We start from the raw sequence: 20399 nt of genomic DNA, 5'->3' as shown, positions 1-20399 counted from the left end.
GTAGGCATACCCGAGCCAAAGGACATGCCATGCCGCCGCCCCTGACCGCACGCGCCCTGCTGGACCGCCTCGTGGCGCATCCCACGGTCAGCCGCGACAGCAACCTCGCGCTCATCGACGAGGTGCAGGATTACCTGACCGGCATCGGGGCAAAGGTGATCCGCGTGCCGAGCCCGGATGGGACGAAAGCCGCCCTCTATGCCCACATCGGCCCGCAGGTGGCGGGTGGCGTGGTGCTGTCGGGGCATACGGACGTGGTGCCCGTGGATGGTCAGGCATGGACGACCGACCCGTTCACGGTGGTCGAAAAGGATGGCAAGCTCTACGGTCGCGGCTGCTGCGACATGAAGGGCTTCGACGCGCTGGCCCTGTGGGCCATGGCGCTGGCCGCCGAGGCTGGGGTGAAGCGCCCTTTGCAGATCGCACTGAGCTATGACGAGGAAGTGGGCTGCATCGGCGCGCCCGTCATGATCGACCACATGGTCAGCCACGGTCTGCCGCGCGCCGACACGGTGCTGGTGGGCGAGCCGTCGATGATGCAGGTGGTTACCGGCCACAAGGGCGGCGTCGGTTATGCAGTGCATGTGCGCGGGCACGAGGTGCATTCGTCGCGCATCACCGAAGGTGTCAGCGCCGTCATGCAGGCGGCGCGCCTGATCGACTGGGCGAACGGCGTGAACGCCGAGCGGATGGCGATGGTGCCGTCGGACCTTGCCGCCGCGTTCGATCCGCCGTTCACCTCGGCCCATGTGGGCACGATCCACGGCGGCACGGCGCACAACATCACCGCCAAGGATTGCCGGTTCGACCTCAGCTTTCGGATCGTGCCGGGCGAGGATGTGGACGATTGGCGCGCCCGGTTCCAGCAAAAGGTGCGCCGCATCGAGGCCGAGATGCAGGCGGTGCACCCGGACACGTTCATCACCGCGACCGAATACTTCAGCCTGCCGGGCCTGACGCCAGAACCGATGGGCCGGGCCGAGGAGCTGGCCCGCCGTCTGACGGGGGACAACGGTCACCACGTCGTCAGCTACGGCACCGAGGCGGGGCAGTTTCAAGAGCGCGGCTATTCCGCCTGCGTCGTGGGCCCCGGCGACATCGCGCAGGCGCACCAGCCCGACGAATACATCACCCTCGCGCAGTTCGCCGCCGGAGAGGCGTTCATGCGCGACCTTGTGGCGGAGCTTGCCCGATGAACACCCCCCTGCGATTCCCGATCCGCGCCGACAGTCCGGTCAGCTTCGACGACCACTTGCCTGCATCCGCCGATGTCGTGGTGATCGGCGCGGGCGTGGTCGGCGTCACCACCGCGTGGGAACTAGCGCGGATGGGCCACAGCGTCGTGCTGCTGGAAAAGGGCCGCGTCGCAGGCGAGCAGTCCGGGCGCAACTGGGGCTGGATCCGTGCGCAGGGCCGCGACATCGCGGAACTGCCCATCGTGCTTGACGCGCAGACGATCTGGCCCCGTCTGGCCGCCGAGGCGGGCGAGGTCGGGTTGCGCACCACGGGCACCCTCTATCTGGCCGAGGATCAGGCGGCGATGGACCGTTATGCGGACTGGATCCGCAAGGCGGAACACTATCAGGTCAGCACCCGCCTGCTGACCCCCGATCAGGTGGCGGCGGCGCTGCCGGGCGCGTCTAAACGCTATGTCGGCGCATTGTGGACCCCCACGGACATGAAGGCGGAGCCATGGCTCGCCGTGCCTGCCTTCGCCCGCGCCGCGCGGGCGGCGGGTGTGGCGATCATCGAGAACTGCGCGGTGCGCACGCTGGACATCGCGGGTGGACGGGTGGCGGGCGTCGTGACCGAACGGGGCCGGATCGCCGCAACGGCGGTGGTGCTGGCAGGCGGCGCGTGGTCGTCGCTGCTGCTGCGGCGTCACGGCGTGGACCTGCCGCAACTCAGCGTGCGGTGTACTGTGGCCGCGACGGCGCCGATGGGCGACGTGAACCTGGGCGGCGCGGTGGATAAACGGATCGCGTGGCGCAAGCGGGCGGATGGCGGCTACTCCCTCGCCCCCGTGGGGTTTCAGGAGATGCTGGTCGGCCCGGATGCCTGCCGGACGCTGCGGCAATACCTGCCGATGATCCGGTCCGACCCGCTGGCCACCCGGATCCGCCCCGCAGCCCCGCGCGGCTATCCCGATGCCTGGACGACGCCGCGCCGCTGGGACGCGGACGGCATCAGCCCGTTCGAGCGGATGCGCGTGCTGGACCCCGCGCCGAACGCGGCGCGCGTCGAAAAGCTCGCGCATGATTTCGCCGACACGTTCCCCGGTCTGGGGCCGGTGACGATCTCGCACAGCTGGGCGGGCATGATCGACACGCTGCCGGATGTGGTGCCGGTGGTCGATCACGTGGCGGCCTTGCCGGGGCTGTCGGTCTGCACCGGGCTGTCGGGGCACGGGTTCGGGATCGGGCCCGGCATGGGGCGGATCATGGCGCGGCTGGTGACAGGCGGCGATCCGGGCCACGACCTGACCCGGTTCCGCATGGCACGCTTCACCGACGGCACGCCGCTGGTGCTGGGACCCGCGCTCTAGCCTGCCACCTTGCACCCCGCCGCCCCCGGTGACAGGTTGGCGTGCAAAAGGAGACTGCCATGCCCGTCAAGAACCGCTTCGCCGAACTGCTGCCGGAGATCACGGCGATCCGCCGCGACCTGCACCAGCACCCCGAGATCCTGTTCGAGACGCACCGCACGGCGCAGGTCGTGGCCGATCGTCTGCGCGCCATCGGCTGCGACGAGGTGGTGACGGGCATCGGCCGCACCGGCGTCGTGGGCGTCATCAAGGGGCGGACCGACACGCAGGGCCGCACCATCGGCCTGCGCGCCGACATGGATGCGCTGCCGATCCATGAGCAGACGGGCCTGCCCTATGCCAGCACGATCCCCGGCGCGATGCACGCCTGCGGCCATGACGGGCACACCGCGATGCTGCTGGGGGCCGCGCAGTATCTGGCCGAGACGCGCAATTTCGACGGCACCGCGGTCGTGATCTTTCAACCCGCCGAAGAAGGCGGCGGCGGCGGGCGAGAGATGTGCGCCGACGGCATGATGGACCGCTGGGAGATCGATGAGGTCTACGGCATGCACAACTGGCCGGGCATGCCGCTGGGCATGTTCGGCATCCGCGCGGGCGCCTTCTTTGCCGCCACCGACCAGTTCGAGATCACGATCCACGGCAAGGGCGGCCACGCCGCCAAACCGCAGGAGACGGTGGACAGCACACTTATCGCGGCACAGGTCGTGGTCGCGCTGCAATCCATCGCGTCGCGCAACGCCGATCCGACCGACCAGATCGTGGTGTCTGTGACCAGCATCGAGAGCAGCAGCAAGGCGTTCAACGTCATCGCCCAGCGGGTGCACCTAAAGGGCACCGTGCGCACCATGTCCAAGGCGATGCGCGACATGGCGCAGGTCCGGCTGACGGCGCTGGCCGACGGCACCGCCAGCGCCTACGGCGCACGGGCCGAGGTGAACTACATCAAGGGCTACCCCGTGATGGTCAACAGCGAGGAGCAGACCGCCTTCGCCGCCGACGTGGCGCGCACCGTGTCCGGCGAATGCGCTGCGGCACCGCTGGTCATGGGCGGCGAGGATTTCGCCTTCATGCTGGAGGAGCGACCCGGCGCCTACATCCTGATCGGCAACGGCGAGGGGGCAAGCGTGCACCACCCCGAATACAACTTCAACGACGACGCCATCCCCGCCGGGTGCAGCTGGTGGGCGGGAATCGTCGAACAGCGGATGCCCGTCGCCTGACCGACTGGCCTTGTGCTGCCCCCGCCGGTGCGGGGCCGCCTGTCGCCGCGCGGTGCGCGACAAGGCCTGGTGACCGGCAGCCGCATCGGACGTCGACTGGCACATCCTGCATGGCACCCGGCACCGCTCCGCGTGCGATGCACAACCGCCACGGCAAACCCCTCTTGTCCTTCTTCTGGTTGAAAATATCCGCGGGGGTCCGGGGGCGGCAGCCCCCGGCGTCTCAGCGCAGCTCCTCGGCCAGAAGCCTGCGATAGATCGCGATCAGCGCCTCCGCCTCGTCCGCCAGCCGGAACCCCGCCTGCGCGCGCGGGTGGCAGGCGGCGGACCAGCGCGCCAGCGTCGCGGGGTCCGCCAGTACCGACCTGATCGCGGCCTGCAGGGCGGCGGGATCGTCGGTGGGGATCAGCGTGCCCGTCTCGTCCATCGCCACGATATCCTCGAACGCGCCGGTGCGCGTGGCGATGGTCGGAACGCCGCAGGCCATCGCCTCCAGCGGCGTCAGGCCGAATCCTTCGTTGCGCTGGGGTGCGATATAAAGGTCGAGGACCTGAAACCACGGCGCGATAGTCCAGCCCGGATCCTCCGGCAGGATATGGATGCGGTCGGCGACGGAGGAGGCTGCGACCCGCGCCTTCAGGTCGGAGGCAAAGCCCGCGAACTTGTCCGTCACGCCGCCCATCATCACTGCATGCGCGTCGGGAAACTCGGGCAACAGGGCGATCATCGCGTCGATGAACAGGTCGTTCCCCTTGGACGGGCGGATGCGGCCGAAACAGCCCAGCAGCACCTTGTCCAGCGGCAGGCCGAGTTGCTGCCGCAGGGCGCGCCGCGCGGGCGCAGGGGCGAAATGGTCGGTGTCGATGCCGTGGTGGATGATCTGCGCGGGTCGTTCGAGAAATCCTGCGGACCGCGCAGAGGTCGCCACGACCGCATCCATCCGCCGGATCAGCCAGCGGGTATAGGCCGAATGCTCGCGCTGGGCGGCGGAGGTGAACATCAGTCGCAGGGGTTGGCGCAGCACATGCTTCAGCCCAAGCCCCGCCAGCATCTCGATGTTGCGGCGCGCGTGCCAGACGCGGGGGCGGCACGGCATGGTCAGCAGCTCGCGCAGGCGGATCTGCGGCAGATCTGCTGGCAGCTTCGGCCCGACGCTGGCGATGGCGATCCGGCGGGCCTGCAGCGGGACAAGGCGCAGGATGGTCGAGGTGACGCCGGAATAGCGCCGCTTCAGGTTCGGGGCGATCACGGTGATCGTCGCGGGATCGATGGTCATGGCTGGGGTCCTGTCTGCATCAGCCGCCGCAGGTCGGCCAGCGTGCGGTCGATGTCGGCGGACTGCTGTGCCGTCAGGGCGCGGGCGCGGGCGCCCATCGCCTGCGCTGCGACAGGGTCGTGCAGCAGCCGCTGGATTGCGGGCGCCAGCGTCGCGTCGGTCAGGTCGGTGATCGCGGCGTCGCCGTCCCGCAAACCGGCCCAGTCCGCCCCGCAGTTGTCCAGATGCGGCCCGGTCAGCAGGGCGCAGCCCAGTGCCGCCCCCTCCCATGGGTTGTGGCCGCCGACCGGCACCAGCGACCCGCCCATGAACACGATGGGCGACAAACGGTACCACAACCCCATCTCGTCCAGCGTATCGGCGAGATGGACCTGTGCGGTGGGCGCCTCGCCCCGGCTGCGCCGCGTCAGGGTCAGATCCGTCTGTGCGGCAAGCGCCGCGATGTCGTCGGCGCGGTCCGGGTGGCGCGGGGCGAAGATCAGGCACGCGGCGGGGTCCTGTGCCAGCACGGCGCGATGCGCGCGCAGGATCGCCGCCTCCTCGCCCGCGTGGGTCGAGGCGGCCAGCCAGCGGGGGCGGCCCGCGAGCGTGCTCTGCAGCCCGGCCAGCACGGCTGCATCCGCCGCTGGCGGGGTCGCCGCCGCCTTGAGGTTGCCGCCCACGCGCACCCGGTCGGCGGCAAGGCCGAGGCAGCGCACGTCATCGGCCCCTTGCGCGGTCTGCGTCACGATCAGCGCGAAGCGGTCCAGCAGCCAACGGGCGGGTGCGCCCAGCCTGCGCCAGCGATCCAGCGTCCGGGCCGAGAGGCGGGCGTTCATTAGCACCACGGGGCAGGGTGCCGTGACGATCATCCGGGGCCAGATCTCCGACTCCATCAGCACCAGCAGGTCGGGTCGCCAGTGGGCATGGAACCGCCGCAGGGCCGGTCCCGTGTCCAACGGCGCGAACTGGTGGATGGCCCCCGTCGGCAGGCGGCGCGCCAGCACGGCAGCGCTGGTCGCAGTGCCAGAGGTGACGAGGATCGCGGGCGGTGCGTCCTGCGCCAACAGCCCCGCGATCAGGGGCAGGGCGGACAACGTCTCTCCCACACTCGCGCCGTGGATCCAGACCAGCGGTCCAACGGGGCGCGGCTGGGTGGCATGGCCCAGACGTTCGCGCGTGCGGGCGGGGGCCACGCCCTGCGCCAGCAACCGTCGCTGCACACGGGCATGGACCAGCGGGGCGGCCAGCGTGGTCAGCCAGCCGTAGAGGCGCAGCGGCAGCGGGGGGCGTGTCACACGTGCGGCCTGCATCAGCCGCCGGTATGGCTCATGTGGCGGCTGACCTGCCCGGCGACGGTCTGGCGGGCATAGTCGAAATCGTGGCCCTTGGGTTTGGACGCGATGGCGGCCCTGATCGCCGCCTCCAGCGGGGCATCGCCGTCGGAGGCGCGCAGGGGTGCGCGCAGGTCCGCGTGCCCCTCTTGACCCAGACAGGTATAGATCTCTCCGGTGCAGGTGATGCGGACCCGGTTGCAGCTTTCGCAGAAGTTGTGCGACAGCGGGGTGATGAACCCGATCCGCTGGCCGGTGTCCGCCAGCCGGACATAGCGGGCGGGGCCGCCGGTGTCGTCGGGCAGGTCGGTCAATGGATGACGCGTGGCCAACCGCGCGCGCAGGTCGCGCAGCGACCAGTACTGGTCGATGCGGTCCTCGTTGCCCAGATCGCCCATCGGCATCACCTCGATGAAGGTCATGTCGATGTCGCGGGACGCGGCCCAGTCGGTCAGGGTAAAGAGCTCGTCCTCGTTGAAGTCCTTGAGCGCCACGGTGTTGATTTTGACCCGCAGGCCCGCCGCCTGCGCCGCGTCGATGCCGCGCAGCACCTGATCCAGACGGCCCCAGCGCGTGATGCGGGCGAACTTGTCGGCGTCCAGCGTATCGAGGCTGACGTTCACGCGCCGCACGCCGCAGGCGGCCAGACCTTCGGCAAAGCGTTCGAGCTGGCTGCCGTTGGTGGTCAGCGTCAGTTCCTGCAGCGCGCCGCTGTCCAGATGCCGCGACATGGCGCGGAAGAAGGTCATGATGTCCCGCCGCACCAGCGGCTCTCCGCCGGTGATGCGCAGCTTGCGCACGCCAAGGCGGATGAAGGTGCCGCACAGCCGCTCCAGCTCTTCCAGCGTCAGCAGGTCGCGCTTGGGCAGGAAGGTCATGTTTTCGGACATGCAGTAGACGCAGCGGAAATCGCATCGGTCCGTGACCGACACCCGCAGATAGCGGATCGCGCGGGCGAAAGGGTCGATCAGTGGCGGCGGGGGCATGATTGTCATGCACCGAACCTATGACCCGGCGGGACCCGGCGCAAGGCGGGCACGGCGCACTTGCCTGTGCGTCGTGCGCGGCCTAGCTGTGTGGCATGAAACTCCTCCTGATCCTCCCCGCCTTCGCCCTGACCGCCTGTGGCGCGATCATGCCTTCCGCCACGGCACCCGGACCGGGTGCCACCGGCACCGCCGCGGCCGCCGCGACGCTGAACCCCACGCCGCCGCCGCGCCCCCCCGCCGCCGCCCGCACGGTGACGGAGTTCGACACCACGACCGACGCCGACCGCGCGGCGGCCCTCGATGTCGAGGTCGATACGCCGAGCGCCGCGCTGGGCACGACGCTGGCGACGCTGGGATCACCGACGGAACCGGGGATCTGGCTGAAGACGCCACTGGTGGACGAGTTGACGCCGGGGCGCGTCAGCTACAACGGCACCGATGCCAATGTGGAACTGCGCCCGTCGGGCGGCAGTGCGGGGTCGGGCAGCCAGATTTCGTTGGCCGCTATGCGGCTCTTGAATATTCCGCTGACCGAGATCGCGGAAGTGACCGTCAGCGCGCGGTGACGGGTGTGGCGGGCCCCGCCCGCCCACCCCTTTTCGGGGCTTTGCCCCGGACCCCAGGATACTTTTGACCAGAAGAATGAGGACCGCGTCGCATATCTAGACACAATCTGCTCTAGCTTAAGCAGGTGAGTCGCATGTGACGCAGATCGTGGTCTGCGTCCCCCCGTTCTTCTGGTCAGAAATATCCCGGTGGTCGCTGGCTGATCCTCCACTGGTCCGAGGACCAGACGGCGACGGGCTGGCCCCCGGCCCGATCCTGCGGGACTTGCCCGCAGGACGACTATTCCACCGTGACCGATTTCGCGAGGTTGCGTGGCTGGTCGACGTCGGTGCCCTTGGCGATCGCCGTGTGGTAGGCCAGCAGTTGCGCCGGCACCGCATAGAGGATCGGTGCCAGGAACGGCGAGACGTCGGGCAGCACCAGCGTCTTCCACACACCGTCGGAGGCTGCGGCGGCGCCGGTGGCGTCGGTGATCAGCAACACTTTGCCGCCACGGGCCATCACCTCCTGCATGTTTGACACCGTCTTGTCGAAAAGCGTGTCGGTGGGAGCCATGACGATCACCGGCACCATTGGGTCGACCAGCGCGATGGGGCCGTGCTTCAATTCGCCTGACGCATAGGCCTCGGCGTGGATGTAGCTGATCTCCTTGAGCTTCAGCGCGCCTTCCAGCGCCAGCGGATACATCGCACCCCGGCCGAGGAACAGGATGTCGCGGGCCTCGGACAGCTCTTGCGTCAGGGCGCGGACGGGGCCTTCTACGGCAAGGGCGGCGTTCATCAGGCCGGGCAGGCGCTGCAGGTCGGCCAGACGATCGGCCAGTTGCGCCGCCGTCATGTGGCCCCGGTCGCGGGCCGCCTTCAGCACCAGCAGCGCCAGCGTGGTCAGCTGGCAGGTGAAGGCCTTGGTCGAGGCGACGCCCACCTCTACGCCTGCAAGGATTGGCAGCGTCAGATCGCTTTCGCGCGCGATGGAGGATTCGGCCACGTTCACCACCGACAGGATGCGATCCGCCTTGCCCGTCATGTAGCGCAGGGCGGCCAGCGTATCCGCCGTCTCGCCCGACTGGCTGACGAAGATCGCGACCGTGCCCGGCGTGACGGGCGGTTCGCGGTAGCGGAATTCCGACGCCACGTCGATTTCCACCGGCAGGTGGGCTGTCTGTTCGAACCAGTATTTCGCCACCATGCAGGCGTAGAACGCGGTGCCGCAGGCGACCAGCGTCAGGCGCTCGACCTGTGCAAAATCCAGACCGGCATCCGGCAGCACCACGCGTGCGCCGTCTGCGTCGATGTAGTGCGCAAGGGCCCCTTGCAGGACGGTGGGCTGTTCGGCGATCTCCTTGGCCATGAAGTGCTTGTAGCCGGCCTTGTCCACCGCCGCGGCCCCGGTGGCGATGGTCTTGCGCGCGCGGCTGACCTGTTCGCCTGCGGCATTTCGGATCTCGACCGAAGCTCGGGTCACCACGGCCCAGTCGCCTTCGTCCAGATAGGTGATCTGGTCGGTCATGGGGGCCAGTGCGATGGCGTCGGAGCCCACGAAGTTCTCACCATCCCCATGCCCGATGGCCAGCGGGCTGCCCTTGCGGGCGGCGATCAGCAGGTCGGGTTCGCCGTCGAACAGGAAGCACAGGGCGTAGGCGCCCTCCAGCCGGGCAATGGTGGCCTGTGCGGCCTCGCGCGGGGGCAGCCCCTGATCCAGATGATATTGCGTCAGAAGGGCGACCGTTTCGGTGTCGGTGTCGGTCTCGTATCCGATGCCGTTGTCGGCCAGGAATTGCCGCAAGGCGCGGAAGTTCTCGATGATCCCGTTGTGCACCACGGCGACGCGGGCGGTGCTGTGCGGATGGGCGTTGCGCACGGATGGTGCGCCGTGGGTGGCCCAACGGGTGTGGCCGATGCCTGCCTTGCCCGCCAGCGGGTCGTGCACCAGCAGGTCCTGCAGGTGCACCAGCTTGCCCACCGCGCGGCGGCGGTCGAGCCGGCCGTCCTGAACGGTCGCGATGCCCGCACTGTCGTAGCCGCGGTATTCGAGCCGCTTCAGCGCCTCGACCAGAATGGGGGCCGCCTCGTGCGAGGACAGGATGCCGACGATGCCGCACATGGGATCAGACCTTTGCCTTTGCGGCCTTCAGGGCGCGCAGTTTCTCCATCAGGCGCGTGGCCAGACCCGCCTTGTTCACCTGTGTCGCCCGTCCCAGCGCCAGATCGCCGGGGGGCACGTCGCGGGTGATGACAGAGCCTGAGCCGGTCATCGCCCCGGCACCGACCGTCACCGGGGCCACCAGCATGGTGGACGACCCGATGAACGCGCCGGCACCGATCACCGTGCGGTGCTTGTTCACGCCGTCGTAGTTGCAGGTGACTGTTCCGGCGCCCACGTTGGCACCGGCCCCCACATGGGCGTCGCCGATATAGGTCAGGTGGTTCACCTTGGCGCCCGCGTCGATCACCGCGTTCTTCACCTCGACGAAGTTGCCGACGCGCGCCCCCTCGGCCAGTTCCGCGCCGGGGCGCAGGCGGGCATAGGGGCCGACGACCGCGCCCTGGCTGACGTGGCAGCCTTCGAGGTGGGAAAACGCGCGGATCGTGGCCCCGCTCTCGACCGTCACGCCGGGGGCGAAGACGACGTAGGGCTCGATCACCGCATCGGCACCGATCCATGTGTCGTGGGCGAAGATCACCGTGTCCGGGGCGGGCAGGATCACGCCGTCGGCGATGGCGGCATCGCGGGCGCGGCACTGGAACTGCGCCTCGGCCTGCGCAAGCTCGGCGCGGGAGTTGATGCCCAGCGTCTCGCTCTCGTCACACGTCACGACACCGGCGGACAGGTCGCGCGCCCGGGCGAGGCCCACGATGTCGGTCAGGTAATATTCGCCCGCCGCGTTGTCGCAGCCCACCGCGGCGATCAGCGAGAACAGCATGCCTGCATCCGCGCAGACCACGCCGGAGTTGCACAGGTCGATGGCGCGGGTGGCGTCGTCGGCGTCCTTGTATTCCACGATGGCCGCCAGCGCGTCGCCATCCATCACGAGGCGTCCATAGCGGCCCGGAACGGCGGCGTGAAAGCCCAGCACGACTACGTCGTGGCGCGCGCGGGCGGCCAGCATCGCCTCCAGCGTCTCGGCGGTGATGAAGGGCGTGTCACCATAGAGCACGACCGCATCACCGTGAAAGCCTTCGAGCGCCGGGGCGGCCTGCGCCACCGCATGGGCGGTGCCGCGCTGTTCCGTCTGCCGTACGCAGGTGATGCGGTCGTCGAAGGCGCGGGCCGCAGCCTCGACCAGTTCGGCGCGGTGGCCGGTCACGACCACGGTGCGGTCCGGGTCCAGCGCGCCGCCCGCCTGCAGGGCGTGGATCAGCAGCGGCGCACCCGCCAGCGGGTGCAGCACCTTGGGCAGGTCGGCGTTCATGCGCGTGCCTTTGCCGGCAGCGAGGACGATCAGTGCGGTGGTCATGGGCCAGCCCCTTTGGTGCGGTCGCAATTGTGCCGGGTTGTATCCGTTCCCCATCCGCATACAAGGCAGGGCCGGTCATGCTGCGGCCACGCAAGGTTGCCGGTTGTAACAAGGCCCGTTTTCGAAAAGGGGAATGACGCGATGCGCACGGTGGTTTTCGATCTGGACGGCACGCTGGTCGACACGAGCGGCGATCTGATCGCCGCAGGCAACGCCTGTTTCCGCGACATGGGGCTGGGCGATCTGCTGGACCCCGCGCGCGACCAGAAGACGGCGGTGCGCGGTGCGCGGGCCATGCTGCGGCTTGGGCTGGAACGGGCGGGGCAACTGGACGACGCGGTCGTGGATGCGCAGTTCCAGCCGCTGCTGGATCACTATGCCCGCGCGATCAGCACGCACACCACGCTCTATCCCGGTGCGATGGCGGCAGTGGATGCGCTGACCGCTGACGGCTACCGCGTGGCGATCTGCACGAACAAGCCGCTGGGCCTGACGCAGCAATTGCTGACGGCGCTGGGCATCGACGGCCGCTTTCACGCGGTGCTGGGGGCCGACAGCACGCCGACGCCGAAACCCCATGCGGGGCACCTGATCGCCACGGTGCAGGCGGCGGGTGGCGACATGGCGCGCTGCCTGCTGGTTGGCGATACCGAAACCGACGCCAAGACCGCTGCCGCGGCGGGCGTGCCTGCGGTGCTGGTGACCTTCGGCCCTGCGGGGGCGGACATGGCGGCGTTGCGGCCTGCCGCGCTGCTGGATCATTTCGACGATCTGCCAGCGGTCGTGCGCAACCTGATCGGCTGACTGGGCGTTGCCCGTGTGCGGTGCATGTGGCCCTGTTCGCACACGCACCGCGCGGGCGGGCTGGACATGGGCCACTGGCTGACGTTCAGATTGGACACAGGCGGCATTCGGCGGGCGAGGTCCGGTGCAGCCGAGGATGGGCGGGAGGGCGCGTCATGAGACTGGAAGAAGTGGAGCGCGAAATCCGCGCCGCCCTTGCGCGGATCAACCGGCCCGATCCGGGCTATGTCCTTGACCTGCAGCCGCGCGGCGATGGTACGCCGCACGTGGAGGGGCAGGGGCCGTTCTTCGATCTGGTCGTGGACGACGGGGGTGCCGAGCGCACGCGCGAGACGCTGGACGGTCACGAACTGCTCTACCGCGTGCTGCGCCGCGAAACGCGCCTGATCGCCATGCGGATCGAGCGCGAGACGCGCCGCGTGCAGGTGCCGGGCTGGCTGGTGATGGTGCGGCGGTGGTGGCCGGGCGCGCTGGACGGGATCGTCGGGACCGACGACTACGCCCGGTCCACATGGATCGACGCCCATGTGCGGCTGATGAGCCATCTGCGGCAGGACTACGGCGCGCGGGTCCATAACGAGAACGACGCCCTGCTGCGCCGCTTTCCGCTGACGGCGGCGGAACGGCGCAATCATCGCAAGCTGGACCTGTCGCGGTTCGGCGTGAGGTGATCCTGTCCCGCCCGCGATGCGCGGCTGCGGGGGGCGTCAGTCGGCGGCGGGCTGATACAGCGGCACGGTCGAGATCGACATCTTGGCAGAGCCTTGCGTCAGCTCGTTGGCATGCGCCAGATAGATCAGCGTGTTGTTCGCCTCGTCGAAGATGCGTTTGATGCGGATCGATTTCAGGATGATCGACTGGCGTTCGGAGAACACATCCTCGCCCCCCTCGGACCGGTCGATGTCGCCGATCACGATGGGGCCGGTCTGACGGCACGCGATGGAGGAGTTCGAGGGATCCTCGAACCAGTTGCCGTTCGACACCCGGTCGATCAGCGACCGGTCGAAGTAGGCGAGATGGCAGGTCACGCCCTGCACCTCCGGGTCGGCGATTGCCTCGATCACGATGTCGTTGCCGACCCAGTCCACCCCGACGGACCCGACCTCTTCTGCGGCGGTGGTCAGGGGGAACAGGGCGAGGGCGGCAGAGATGATGTATTTCATGCCGTGCGGTATAACCGTGGGGTGCGATCGCGCAAGATGCTTGACCGGGGCGGCGGCGGATTGCTAGGAATTGAACGAGTGTTCAATAAAGGATGCGATGCCATGTTCCACGCCGCCATGACCTTCGATCTGGGCGAGGACGTGAATGCGTTGCGGGCCATGGTCCACGACTGGGCGCAGGCCCGGGTGAAGCCGATGGCGGCAGGCATCGACCGCGACAATGCCTTTCCGAAAGCCCTGTGGCGCGAGATGGGTGATCTGGGCCTGCTGGGGATCACCGTGCCGGAGGATTTCGGCGGGGCGGGCATGACCTACCTCGCGCATACGGTCGCCATCGAGGAGATCGCCCGCGCCAGTGCCAGCGTGTCGCTGTCCTACGGGGCGCACAGCAACCTGTGCGTCAACCAGATCAAGCTGAACGGCACGCAGGCGCAGAAGGCCCACTACTTGCCGCGGCTGGTCAGTGGCGAACACGTGGGTGCGCTGGCGATGAGCGAGGCGGGGTCCGGGTCGGACGTGATGTCGATGTCGCTGGCCGCAGAGCGTCGCAACGACCACTACCATCTGAACGGTACGAAATACTGGATCACCAATGGCCCCGACGCCGACACGCTGGTGGTCTATGCCAAGACCGACAAGGCTGCCGGATCGCGCGGCATCACCGCCTTTATGATCGAGAAGGAGATGGCGGGGTTCAGCACGAGCGCACATTTCGACAAGCTGGGGATGCGCGGGTCGAACACGGCGGAGCTGATTTTCGACGACGTGGAGGTCCCGTTCGAGAACGTGCTGGGCGAGGAAGGGCGCGGCGTCGCCGTGCTGATGTCGGGCCTCGATTACGAGCGCGTCGTGCTGGCGGGTATCGGTCTGGGGATCATGGCCGCCTGTCTGGACGAGATCATGCCGTATCTCGCGCAGCGTCGCCAGTTCGGTCAGCCCATCGGGTCGTTCCAGCTGATGCAGGGCAAGATCGCCGACATGTACACGGCGATGAACAGCGCCCGCGCCTATGTCTACGAGGTCGCGCGCGCCTGCGACCGGGGCACAGTCACGCGGGCGGATGCGGCGGCGTGCTGCCTCTATGCCTCGGAGGAGGCGATGAAGCAGGCGCATCAGGCGGTGCAGGCGATGGGGGGTGCGGGTTTCATGGCCGACGCCCCCGTTGCCCGCCTGTTCCGCGACGCCAAGCTGATGGAAATCGGCGCAGGCACCAGCGAGATTCGCCGGATGCTGGTGGGCCGAGAGATGATGGCGGCGATGGCATGAGGCGCTGGGCGCTGTTCGCGCCGTTGGGCGCGCTGGTCGTGTTCACCGGATACCTCGGGCTGCGGACAGGGCAGCCGGTGTCCGAGACCGAGATCATCACCCGCGCCGCCGAAATGTACTTGGCCGAGGCCGGGGCGGGTGCCACGCAGACCGATTGTGCGGGTGCGCCGCATCCGCAGGCGCGCATCGTGGTGGTGTGCCATCACCCGGACGGGCGCAGTTTCACCTATGTCATGGGACCGCGCGGGCAGGTCGTCGTCGGCGACGGCCCGCAGGCTTGAGGAAGGCATCGACATGAAGATCGTCTGGCAAGTCATTGCCTTTGCAGTCATCGGCGCCGCGCCCGCACTGGCGCAAGACCTGTTGTTCGACGACGCGGCGACCCGCGCCTGCGTGGCGCAGGCCGAAGGCAGCGCGCGCATGGACTGCGTCGGACGATCGGCCGAGGCCTGCATGACGGACAACGTCGGCGGTGACAGCACCATCGGTATGGGCGGCTGCCTGTCGCTGGAGTGGGAGATGTGGGATGCGGGGCTGAACGCCGCCTATGCCGATTTGCTGACGCTGTACACCGCCAACGATGCGCAGGCGGCGGTGGACAGTCCGAACGCACCCAAGCAGGTGCCCGCGTTGCGCGACATGCAGCGGGCATGGATCGGCTACCGCGATGCGCGATGCGCCTTCGAGGTGGCCAAGTGGGGCGGCGGCACGGGTCAGGGTCCGGCGTCCGCCCAGTGCCGGATGCTGGTCACCGCCGAGCAGACCTTTGTGCTGCGCGACGGGCTGGCGGGCCTGCAATGACCCGTGCCGCACATCTGGCGGCACTGGCGCGGGTCGCCGATGCGGCTGCTATCGCGATGGCGGGGGGCGACGCCGTGGCCCGCGACCGCCACGTGGCGCGGGGCAAGATGCTGCCGCGCGACCGGGTGGCGCACCTGCTGGACGCAGGCGCGCCCTGGCTGGAAATCGGCGTGACGGCGGCGCACGGGATGTATGACGGGGCGGCACCGGGGGCCGGCGTGATCGCCGGCGTGGGCCGGGTGCAGGGCGTGCAGGTCATGGTCGTGTGCAACGACGCGACGGTGAAGGGCGGGACCTATTACCCCCTGTCGGTCAAGAAACATCTGCGCGCACAGGAGATTGCGGCGCGTTGCGGTCTGCCTTGCGTCTATCTGGTGGACAGCGGCGGGGCCAACCTGCCCAATCAGGACGAGGTGTTTCCCGACCGCGACCATTTCGGACGCATCTTCTACAATCAGGCGAACATGTCGGCGGACGGCATCGCCCAGATCGCCGTCGTCATGGGATCCTGCACGGCGGGCGGTGCCTATGTGCCCGCCATGGCCGACGTCAGCATCATCGTGCGGGATCAGGGGACGATCTTCCTCGCCGGGCCGCCACTGGTCAAGGCCGCGACCGGAGAGGTCGTCAGCGCCGAGGATCTGGGCGGCGGCGACGTGCACACCCGCCTGTCCGGCGTGGCCGACTATTTGGCCGAGGATGACGCGCATGCGCTGGCCCTCGCACGGCAGGCGGTGGCGAGCGTATCGCGCCGGGATGTCAGCGATATCAAGCGGATCGCAGGCGTTCCTCCTGTACTGGACGCAGAGAGCCTGTTCGACGTGGTGCCCGCGGACCTGCGCACGCCCTACGACATCCGCGAGGTGATCAGTCGCATCGTGGACGGATCGCGCTTCGACGAGTTCAAGGCCCGGTTCGGCGACACATTGGTGACCGGGTTCGCGCATATCGACGGCTATCCCTGCGGGATCATCGCCAACAACGGGGTGCTGTTCAGTCAGGCCGCCCAGAAGGGCGCGCATTTCATCGAGCTGTGCAGCCAGCGGCGCATCCCCTTGATCTTCCTGCAGAACATCACAGGCTTCATGGTGGGGCGGGAGTACGAGAACGAAGGCATCGCCCGCCACGGGGCCAAGATGGTGACGGCGGTGGCCACGACGAAGGTGCCCAAGATCACGATGGTCGTGGGCGGCAGCTATGGCGCCGGAAATTACGGCATGGGTGGGCGGGCTTACAGCCCCGACTTCATGTGGACATGGCCCACGTCGCGGACCGCCGTGATGGGCGGCGAACAGGCGGCAGGCGTGCTGGCGACGGTGCGGCGCGACGCGATGGAGCGCAAGGGTCAGGCGTGGAGTGTCGCGGAGGAAGCGGCCTTCAAGCAGCCGGTGCTGGATCAGTTCGCCACGCAGAGCGATCCCCTCTATGCCAGCGCGCGGCTGTGGGACGACGGCGTGATCGACCCGCGCCAGTCGCGGGCGGTGCTCAGCCTAAGCCTTGCGGCCTGCTGCAACGTGCCGATCCCCCAGACACGCTTTGGCGTGTTCCGCATGTGAGCGAGGCCCCGCAGATGTTCGACCGCATCCTGATCGCCAACCGGGGCGAAATCGCCTGCCGGATCATCCGCACCTGCCGCCGGCTGGGCGTGCAGACGGTGGCGGTCTATTCCGACGCCGATGCGGACGCGCTGCACGTGGCGATGGCCGACCAGACGGTGCGCCTTGGCCCCGCGCCCGTCGCCGACAGCTATCTGCGGGGTGACCTGATCATCCGCGCAGCGCTGGACACGGGCGCGCAGGCGATCCATCCGGGCTATGGCTTTTTGTCGGAGAACCCGGATTTCGTCGATGCGGTGACGGCGGCGGGGCTGGTGTTCATCGGGCCGTCCGCCGACGCCATCCGCAAGATGGGGCTGAAGGACGCGGCCAAGGCGCTGATGGCGCAGGCGGGCGTGCCCGTGGTGCCGGGTTACCTCGGCGCGGATCAGGACGCGGACGTGCTGGCGCAGGAGGCAGGGGGGATCGGCTATCCCGTGCTGATCAAGGCAGTCGCGGGCGGCGGCGGCAAGGGGATGCGGCTGGTCGAGCGGGCTGCGGATTTCGCCGAGGCGCTGGAGAGTGCGCGGGCCGAGGCGCGGACTGCCTTCGGCAACGCGGGCGTGCTGATCGAGAAATACATCGAACGCCCCCGGCATATCGAGGTGCAGGTGTTCGGCGACGGCCATGACGCGGTCCATCTGTTCGAGCGGGACTGTTCCCTGCAACGCCGCCACCAGAAGGTGATCGAGGAAGCCCCGGCCCCCGGCATGACCGACGCCATGCGCGCCGCGATGGGCGACGCCGCGGTGCGGGCGGCCCGCGCGATCGGCTATGCGGGGGCGGGCACGATCGAGTTCATCGTGGACGCGAGCCGCGGTCTGCGCACCGACGGTTTCTGGTTCATGGAGATGAACACACGCCTGCAGGTCGAGCATCCGGTGACGGAAGCGATCACCGGCGTGGATCTGGTGGAATGGCAGTTGATCGTGGCGGCTGGCGGGCGGTTGCCCCTGACGCAGGACCAGCTGACCATCACCGGCCATGCGTTCGAGGCGCGGCTTTACGCCGAAGATGTGCCAGCAGGCTTTTTGCCCGCCACCGGTACCCTTGCGCATCTGGCGTTCCCGGACACCGCCCGGATCGACAGCGGTGTGACGACGGGGGCGGAGATTTCGCCGTGGTACGACCCGATGATCGCCAAGGTGACGGTGCATGGCCCCGACCGCGCCACGGCGCTGGCGCGGTTGCGGCAGGCGCTGGACGCGACGCAAGTCGCCGGGACGGTCACGAATCTCGGCTTCCTGCAGAGGCTGGCGGCGGATGCGGATTTCGCCGCCGGGCAGATGGATACCGGGCTGATCGGGCGTACACCTGCGCTGACGCAGGCGGCGGTGCCGACGCCAGCGCAGTGCGCCCATGCGGCGCTGATCGCGGCGGGGCTGGACTGGCCGACGCCGTGGCAGGGATTCGCCCTGTGGCAGCCGATATCCCGCAATGTGACGCTGTTGCAGGGCGAGGAGCCGCACATCGTCACGCTGACGCCGATGGCGGGTGGCTGGGACGCCCGCGTCGGGGACTGCACGGTGCGCTTGCAGCACGACGCGCAGGGCTGGCGGGCGGATGGTGTGCGGCTGCCCCCGGCGATGCGGCACGGCGATGCAGTCACGCTGTTCGGGGCAGGGCCCCTGACGTTCGGCATCCCCGATCCGCTCGATCGCAAGGCCGCAGGCGCCGGCGGCGACGCGGTGCTGGCACCGATGCCGGGCCTTGTGGCGCAGGTGGCCGTCGCCGTGGGACAGGTGGTGGTGGCGGGCGAGCGAATGGTCGTGCTGGAGGCGATGAAGATGGAACATGTGTTGCGCGCGCCCCGCGACGGCACCGTGGCGACCGTCGCCGTGACGCCCGGAGATCAGGTGAAGGCCGGGGCTGCACTGGTCACGCTGGAGGCCGACGAGGCGGGCACCGCCCGTTGACCCCGGCGGGGGGCGTGGCCTGATTGATGACCGACATACGTATCGCCCTGCGCCTTTGAATTTGCGTATTTTGCGAAGCCTGCCTAACGTCTGGTCATGGGACATGGACAGGACATCTGCGAAGCCAAGCTGAATGGCGCATGGGTCAAGGTCGACATATCCGAGGCGCTGCGGTTGGATCCAAGACCCGATCTGAGATGCGTAGAATGCGGTGGTCGTCTGCGCGCGCACAAGACCGCGAATAACGGCATGAGAGCACATTTCGAGCATCGGGTCGCCCATCGCGGATGTTCGAGGGGGGCTCATTTCGGCGGTGCACCTGCGCGGCACCCCGACGCATTGGATTGACCACGTTGCATCGACCCGTGACCCGGCACCGCCCGTTGACCCCGGCGGGGGACGGGGGTAAACCTTGCGCGCAAGACTGCACCTTCTGCCAGAGTGGATGATCCCGTGGACGCGATGCTGACCGAATACCTGCCGATCATGATCTTCCTCGGGCTGGCGATCGCACTCGGGGCGATCCTGATCCTCGCGGCTGCCGTGATCGCCGTGCGGGCGCCGGACCCGGAAAAGGTCAGCGCCTATGAATGCGGCTTCAACGCCTTCGACGACGCGCGGATGAAGTTCGACGTGCGCTTCTACCTGGTGTCGATCCTGTTCATCATCTTCGATCTGGAAGTGGCGTTCCTGTTTCCGTGGGCCGTGGCCTTCCAGGACATCAGCATGACCGCCTTCTGGTCGATGATGGTGTTCCTTGCGGTGCTGACCGCCGGCTTCGCCTATGAGTGGAAGAAGGGCGCGCTGGACTGGCAATAACCCGGTCCTGTGACTGCTGACCGCAGGTCCGCGCCTTGACCTCTCCCGCAGACAGGCATACGCCACATAGATGAAAATGGCGGGTCCCGGCCACCCGGACTGCCGCATCGTCAGGAGAAATCGCAATGGGCATAGCTACCGGACTAAACACCGCTGGCCCCGACCGCGAGGTCGCCACGCAAGCTCTGAACCGCGAGTTGACGGACAAGGGGTTTCTCGTCACCTCGACCGCCGACATCGTGAACTGGGCGCGCACCGGCAGCCTGCACTGGATGACCTTCGGTCTGGCGTGCTGCGCGGTCGAGATGATGCACACGTCGATGCCGCGCTATGATCTGGAACGCTTCGGCACCGCACCGCGCGCCTCTCCGCGGCAGTCTGACCTGATGATCGTGGCAGGTACCCTGACCAACAAGATGGCGCCCGCCCTGCGCAAGGTCTACGACCAGATGCCGGAGCCGCGCTACGTGATCTCGATGGGGTCCTGCGCCAACGGTGGCGGCTACTATCACTACAGCTATTCTGTGGTGCGCGGGTGCGACCGCATCGTGCCCGTGGACATCTACGTGCCCGGCTGCCCGCCGACGGCAGAGGCGCTGCTCTATGGCATTCTGCAGTTGCAGCGCAAGATGCGCCGCACCGGCACGATCACACGCTAGGGGACG

At 68.6% G+C, this 20399-nt stretch carries 19 protein-coding genes; 13 read left to right on the top strand and 6 right to left on the bottom strand.

Annotation, left to right across the window (positions count from 1 at the left end; genetic code table 11):
* Positions 1–29: 29 nt before the first annotated feature.
* The 3 genes from argE to BMX16_RS05655 are packed head-to-tail and all read left to right on the top strand — an operon-like array spanning position 30 to position 3768.
* The gene (argE, locus tag BMX16_RS05665; RefSeq protein WP_089900043.1) at positions 30–1196 is read left to right on the top strand and encodes an acetylornithine deacetylase; all 1167 of its coding nucleotides are present in this window, start codon (positions 30–32) and stop codon (positions 1194–1196) included.
* Positions 1193–2545, top strand: coding sequence for an NAD(P)/FAD-dependent oxidoreductase (locus BMX16_RS05660; protein WP_089900039.1), 1353 nt, complete (start codon positions 1193–1195; stop codon positions 2543–2545). Before argE ends, BMX16_RS05660 begins: the two co-directional genes overlap by 4 nt.
* 59 nt (positions 2546–2604) lie before the next feature.
* Positions 2605–3768, top strand: a complete 1164-nt coding sequence (locus tag BMX16_RS05655) for a M20 aminoacylase family protein (RefSeq protein ID WP_089900037.1) — start codon at positions 2605–2607, stop codon at positions 3766–3768.
* A gap of 223 nt (positions 3769–3991) precedes the next feature.
* Here the strand turns inward: BMX16_RS05655 and BMX16_RS05650 are convergent, their stop codons facing one another.
* The 3 genes from BMX16_RS05650 to moaA are packed head-to-tail and all read right to left on the bottom strand — an operon-like array spanning position 3992 to position 7343.
* On the bottom strand, positions 3992–5044 hold the full coding sequence (locus tag BMX16_RS05650; protein ID WP_089900033.1) for a glycosyltransferase family 4 protein: 1053 nt from the start codon (positions 5042–5044) through the stop codon (positions 3992–3994).
* The gene (locus BMX16_RS05645; RefSeq protein ID WP_177174577.1) at positions 5041–6321 is read right to left on the bottom strand and encodes a 3-deoxy-D-manno-octulosonic acid transferase; all 1281 of its coding nucleotides are present in this window, start codon (positions 6319–6321) and stop codon (positions 5041–5043) included. The genes BMX16_RS05650 and BMX16_RS05645 overlap by 4 nt, the downstream gene beginning before the upstream one ends.
* Before the next feature lie 14 nt (positions 6322–6335).
* Complete coding sequence (moaA, locus tag BMX16_RS05640) at positions 6336–7343, bottom strand: GTP 3',8-cyclase MoaA (protein ID WP_089900027.1); 1008 nt, start codon at positions 7341–7343, stop codon at positions 6336–6338.
* 95 nt (positions 7344–7438) lie between these two features.
* On the opposite strand from moaA, the gene BMX16_RS05635 reads away from it, so the two are divergent.
* The gene (locus BMX16_RS05635) at positions 7439–7912 is read left to right on the top strand and encodes a D-galactarate dehydratase (RefSeq protein WP_177174576.1); all 474 of its coding nucleotides are present in this window, start codon (positions 7439–7441) and stop codon (positions 7910–7912) included.
* A 280-nt stretch (positions 7913–8192) separates the two neighbouring features.
* Here BMX16_RS05635 and glmS read toward each other — a convergent pair whose 3' ends face one another.
* A complete protein-coding gene (glmS, locus tag BMX16_RS05630; protein WP_089900023.1) occupies positions 8193–10016 on the bottom strand; it encodes a glutamine--fructose-6-phosphate transaminase (isomerizing) in 1824 nt (607 codons plus the stop codon).
* Positions 10017–10020: 4 nt separating this feature from the next.
* Entirely contained in the window at positions 10021–11370 is a 1350-nt protein-coding gene (gene glmU / locus BMX16_RS05625) for a bifunctional UDP-N-acetylglucosamine diphosphorylase/glucosamine-1-phosphate N-acetyltransferase GlmU (RefSeq protein ID WP_089900020.1), read from the bottom strand.
* A 141-nt stretch (positions 11371–11511) separates the two neighbouring features.
* Between glmU and BMX16_RS05620 the strand changes: the two genes are divergently transcribed.
* Together BMX16_RS05620 and BMX16_RS05615 are read left to right on the top strand one after the other, a co-directional pair.
* Entirely contained in the window at positions 11512–12174 is a 663-nt protein-coding gene (locus BMX16_RS05620; protein WP_089900017.1) for an HAD-IA family hydrolase, read from the top strand.
* Positions 12175–12329: 155 nt separating this feature from the next.
* On the top strand, positions 12330–12845 hold the full coding sequence (locus BMX16_RS05615; RefSeq protein WP_143057998.1) for a hypothetical protein: 516 nt from the start codon (positions 12330–12332) through the stop codon (positions 12843–12845).
* Between the two features lie 36 nt (positions 12846–12881).
* Here the strand turns inward: BMX16_RS05615 and BMX16_RS05610 are convergent, their stop codons facing one another.
* Positions 12882–13337, bottom strand: a complete 456-nt coding sequence (locus BMX16_RS05610) for a CreA family protein (protein WP_089900012.1) — start codon at positions 13335–13337, stop codon at positions 12882–12884.
* A gap of 102 nt (positions 13338–13439) precedes the next feature.
* Between BMX16_RS05610 and BMX16_RS05605 the strand changes: the two genes are divergently transcribed.
* From BMX16_RS05605 to BMX16_RS05575, 7 genes are all read left to right on the top strand, one after another.
* Positions 13440–14603, top strand: a complete 1164-nt coding sequence (locus tag BMX16_RS05605; RefSeq protein WP_089900009.1) for an acyl-CoA dehydrogenase family protein — start codon at positions 13440–13442, stop codon at positions 14601–14603.
* Entirely contained in the window at positions 14600–14884 is a 285-nt protein-coding gene (locus tag BMX16_RS05600; protein ID WP_089900006.1) for a hypothetical protein, read from the top strand. Before BMX16_RS05605 ends, BMX16_RS05600 begins: the two co-directional genes overlap by 4 nt.
* Before the next feature lie 13 nt (positions 14885–14897).
* The gene (locus tag BMX16_RS05595; RefSeq protein ID WP_089900003.1) at positions 14898–15404 is read left to right on the top strand and encodes a lysozyme inhibitor LprI family protein; all 507 of its coding nucleotides are present in this window, start codon (positions 14898–14900) and stop codon (positions 15402–15404) included.
* Positions 15401–16960, top strand: coding sequence for a carboxyl transferase domain-containing protein (locus BMX16_RS05590; protein WP_089900001.1), 1560 nt, complete (start codon positions 15401–15403; stop codon positions 16958–16960). The genes BMX16_RS05595 and BMX16_RS05590 overlap by 4 nt, the downstream gene beginning before the upstream one ends.
* A gap of 14 nt (positions 16961–16974) precedes the next feature.
* On the top strand, positions 16975–18915 hold the full coding sequence (locus BMX16_RS05585; protein ID WP_089899998.1) for an acetyl-CoA carboxylase biotin carboxylase subunit: 1941 nt from the start codon (positions 16975–16977) through the stop codon (positions 18913–18915).
* A 453-nt stretch (positions 18916–19368) separates the two neighbouring features.
* Positions 19369–19734 (top strand): NADH-quinone oxidoreductase subunit A, encoded by a 366-nt coding sequence (locus BMX16_RS05580; protein WP_089900244.1) that lies wholly within the window; start codon positions 19369–19371, stop codon positions 19732–19734.
* 125 nt (positions 19735–19859) lie between these two features.
* A complete protein-coding gene (locus BMX16_RS05575; protein ID WP_089899995.1) occupies positions 19860–20393 on the top strand; it encodes a NuoB/complex I 20 kDa subunit family protein in 534 nt (177 codons plus the stop codon).
* Positions 20394–20399: the final 6 nt, after the last annotated feature.

The organism is Loktanella fryxellensis (genome assembly GCF_900110065.1).
Classification (GTDB): Bacteria; Pseudomonadota; Alphaproteobacteria; order Rhodobacterales; family Rhodobacteraceae; genus Loktanella; species Loktanella fryxellensis.
Note: the sequence above shows the minus strand (reverse complement) of the source record. Positions and strands in the feature narration are given on the sequence as shown.

What these genes read in the sequence shown, in the direction of transcription:
- BMX16_RS05605 (WP_089900009.1), top strand. Translation starts at nt 13,440, where the DNA reads ATGTTCCACGCCGCCATGACCTTCGATCTGGGCGAGGACGTGAATGCG.
- BMX16_RS05595 (WP_089900003.1), top strand. Translation starts at nt 14,898, where the DNA reads ATGAAGATCGTCTGGCAAGTCATTGCCTTTGCAGTCATCGGCGCCGCG.
- argE (WP_089900043.1), top strand. Translation starts at nt 30, where the DNA reads ATGCCGCCGCCCCTGACCGCACGCGCCCTGCTGGACCGCCTCGTGGCG.
- BMX16_RS05615 (WP_143057998.1), top strand. Translation starts at nt 12,330, where the DNA reads ATGAGACTGGAAGAAGTGGAGCGCGAAATCCGCGCCGCCCTTGCGCGG.
- BMX16_RS05660 (WP_089900039.1), top strand. Translation starts at nt 1,193, where the DNA reads ATGAACACCCCCCTGCGATTCCCGATCCGCGCCGACAGTCCGGTCAGC.
- glmS (WP_089900023.1), bottom strand. Translation starts at nt 10,016, where the DNA reads ATGTGCGGCATCGTCGGCATCCTGTCCTCGCACGAGGCGGCCCCCATT.
- BMX16_RS05585 (WP_089899998.1), top strand. Translation starts at nt 16,975, where the DNA reads ATGTTCGACCGCATCCTGATCGCCAACCGGGGCGAAATCGCCTGCCGG.
- BMX16_RS05575 (WP_089899995.1), top strand. Translation starts at nt 19,860, where the DNA reads ATGGGCATAGCTACCGGACTAAACACCGCTGGCCCCGACCGCGAGGTC.
- glmU (WP_089900020.1), bottom strand. Translation starts at nt 11,370, where the DNA reads ATGACCACCGCACTGATCGTCCTCGCTGCCGGCAAAGGCACGCGCATG.
- BMX16_RS05620 (WP_089900017.1), top strand. Translation starts at nt 11,512, where the DNA reads ATGCGCACGGTGGTTTTCGATCTGGACGGCACGCTGGTCGACACGAGC.
- BMX16_RS05600 (WP_089900006.1), top strand. Translation starts at nt 14,600, where the DNA reads ATGAGGCGCTGGGCGCTGTTCGCGCCGTTGGGCGCGCTGGTCGTGTTC.
- BMX16_RS05655 (WP_089900037.1), top strand. Translation starts at nt 2,605, where the DNA reads ATGCCCGTCAAGAACCGCTTCGCCGAACTGCTGCCGGAGATCACGGCG.
- moaA (WP_089900027.1), bottom strand. Translation starts at nt 7,343, where the DNA reads ATGCCCCCGCCGCCACTGATCGACCCTTTCGCCCGCGCGATCCGCTAT.
- BMX16_RS05590 (WP_089900001.1), top strand. Translation starts at nt 15,401, where the DNA reads ATGACCCGTGCCGCACATCTGGCGGCACTGGCGCGGGTCGCCGATGCG.
- BMX16_RS05610 (WP_089900012.1), bottom strand. Translation starts at nt 13,337, where the DNA reads ATGAAATACATCATCTCTGCCGCCCTCGCCCTGTTCCCCCTGACCACC.
- BMX16_RS05635 (WP_177174576.1), top strand. Translation starts at nt 7,439, where the DNA reads ATGAAACTCCTCCTGATCCTCCCCGCCTTCGCCCTGACCGCCTGTGGC.
- BMX16_RS05650 (WP_089900033.1), bottom strand. Translation starts at nt 5,044, where the DNA reads ATGACCATCGATCCCGCGACGATCACCGTGATCGCCCCGAACCTGAAG.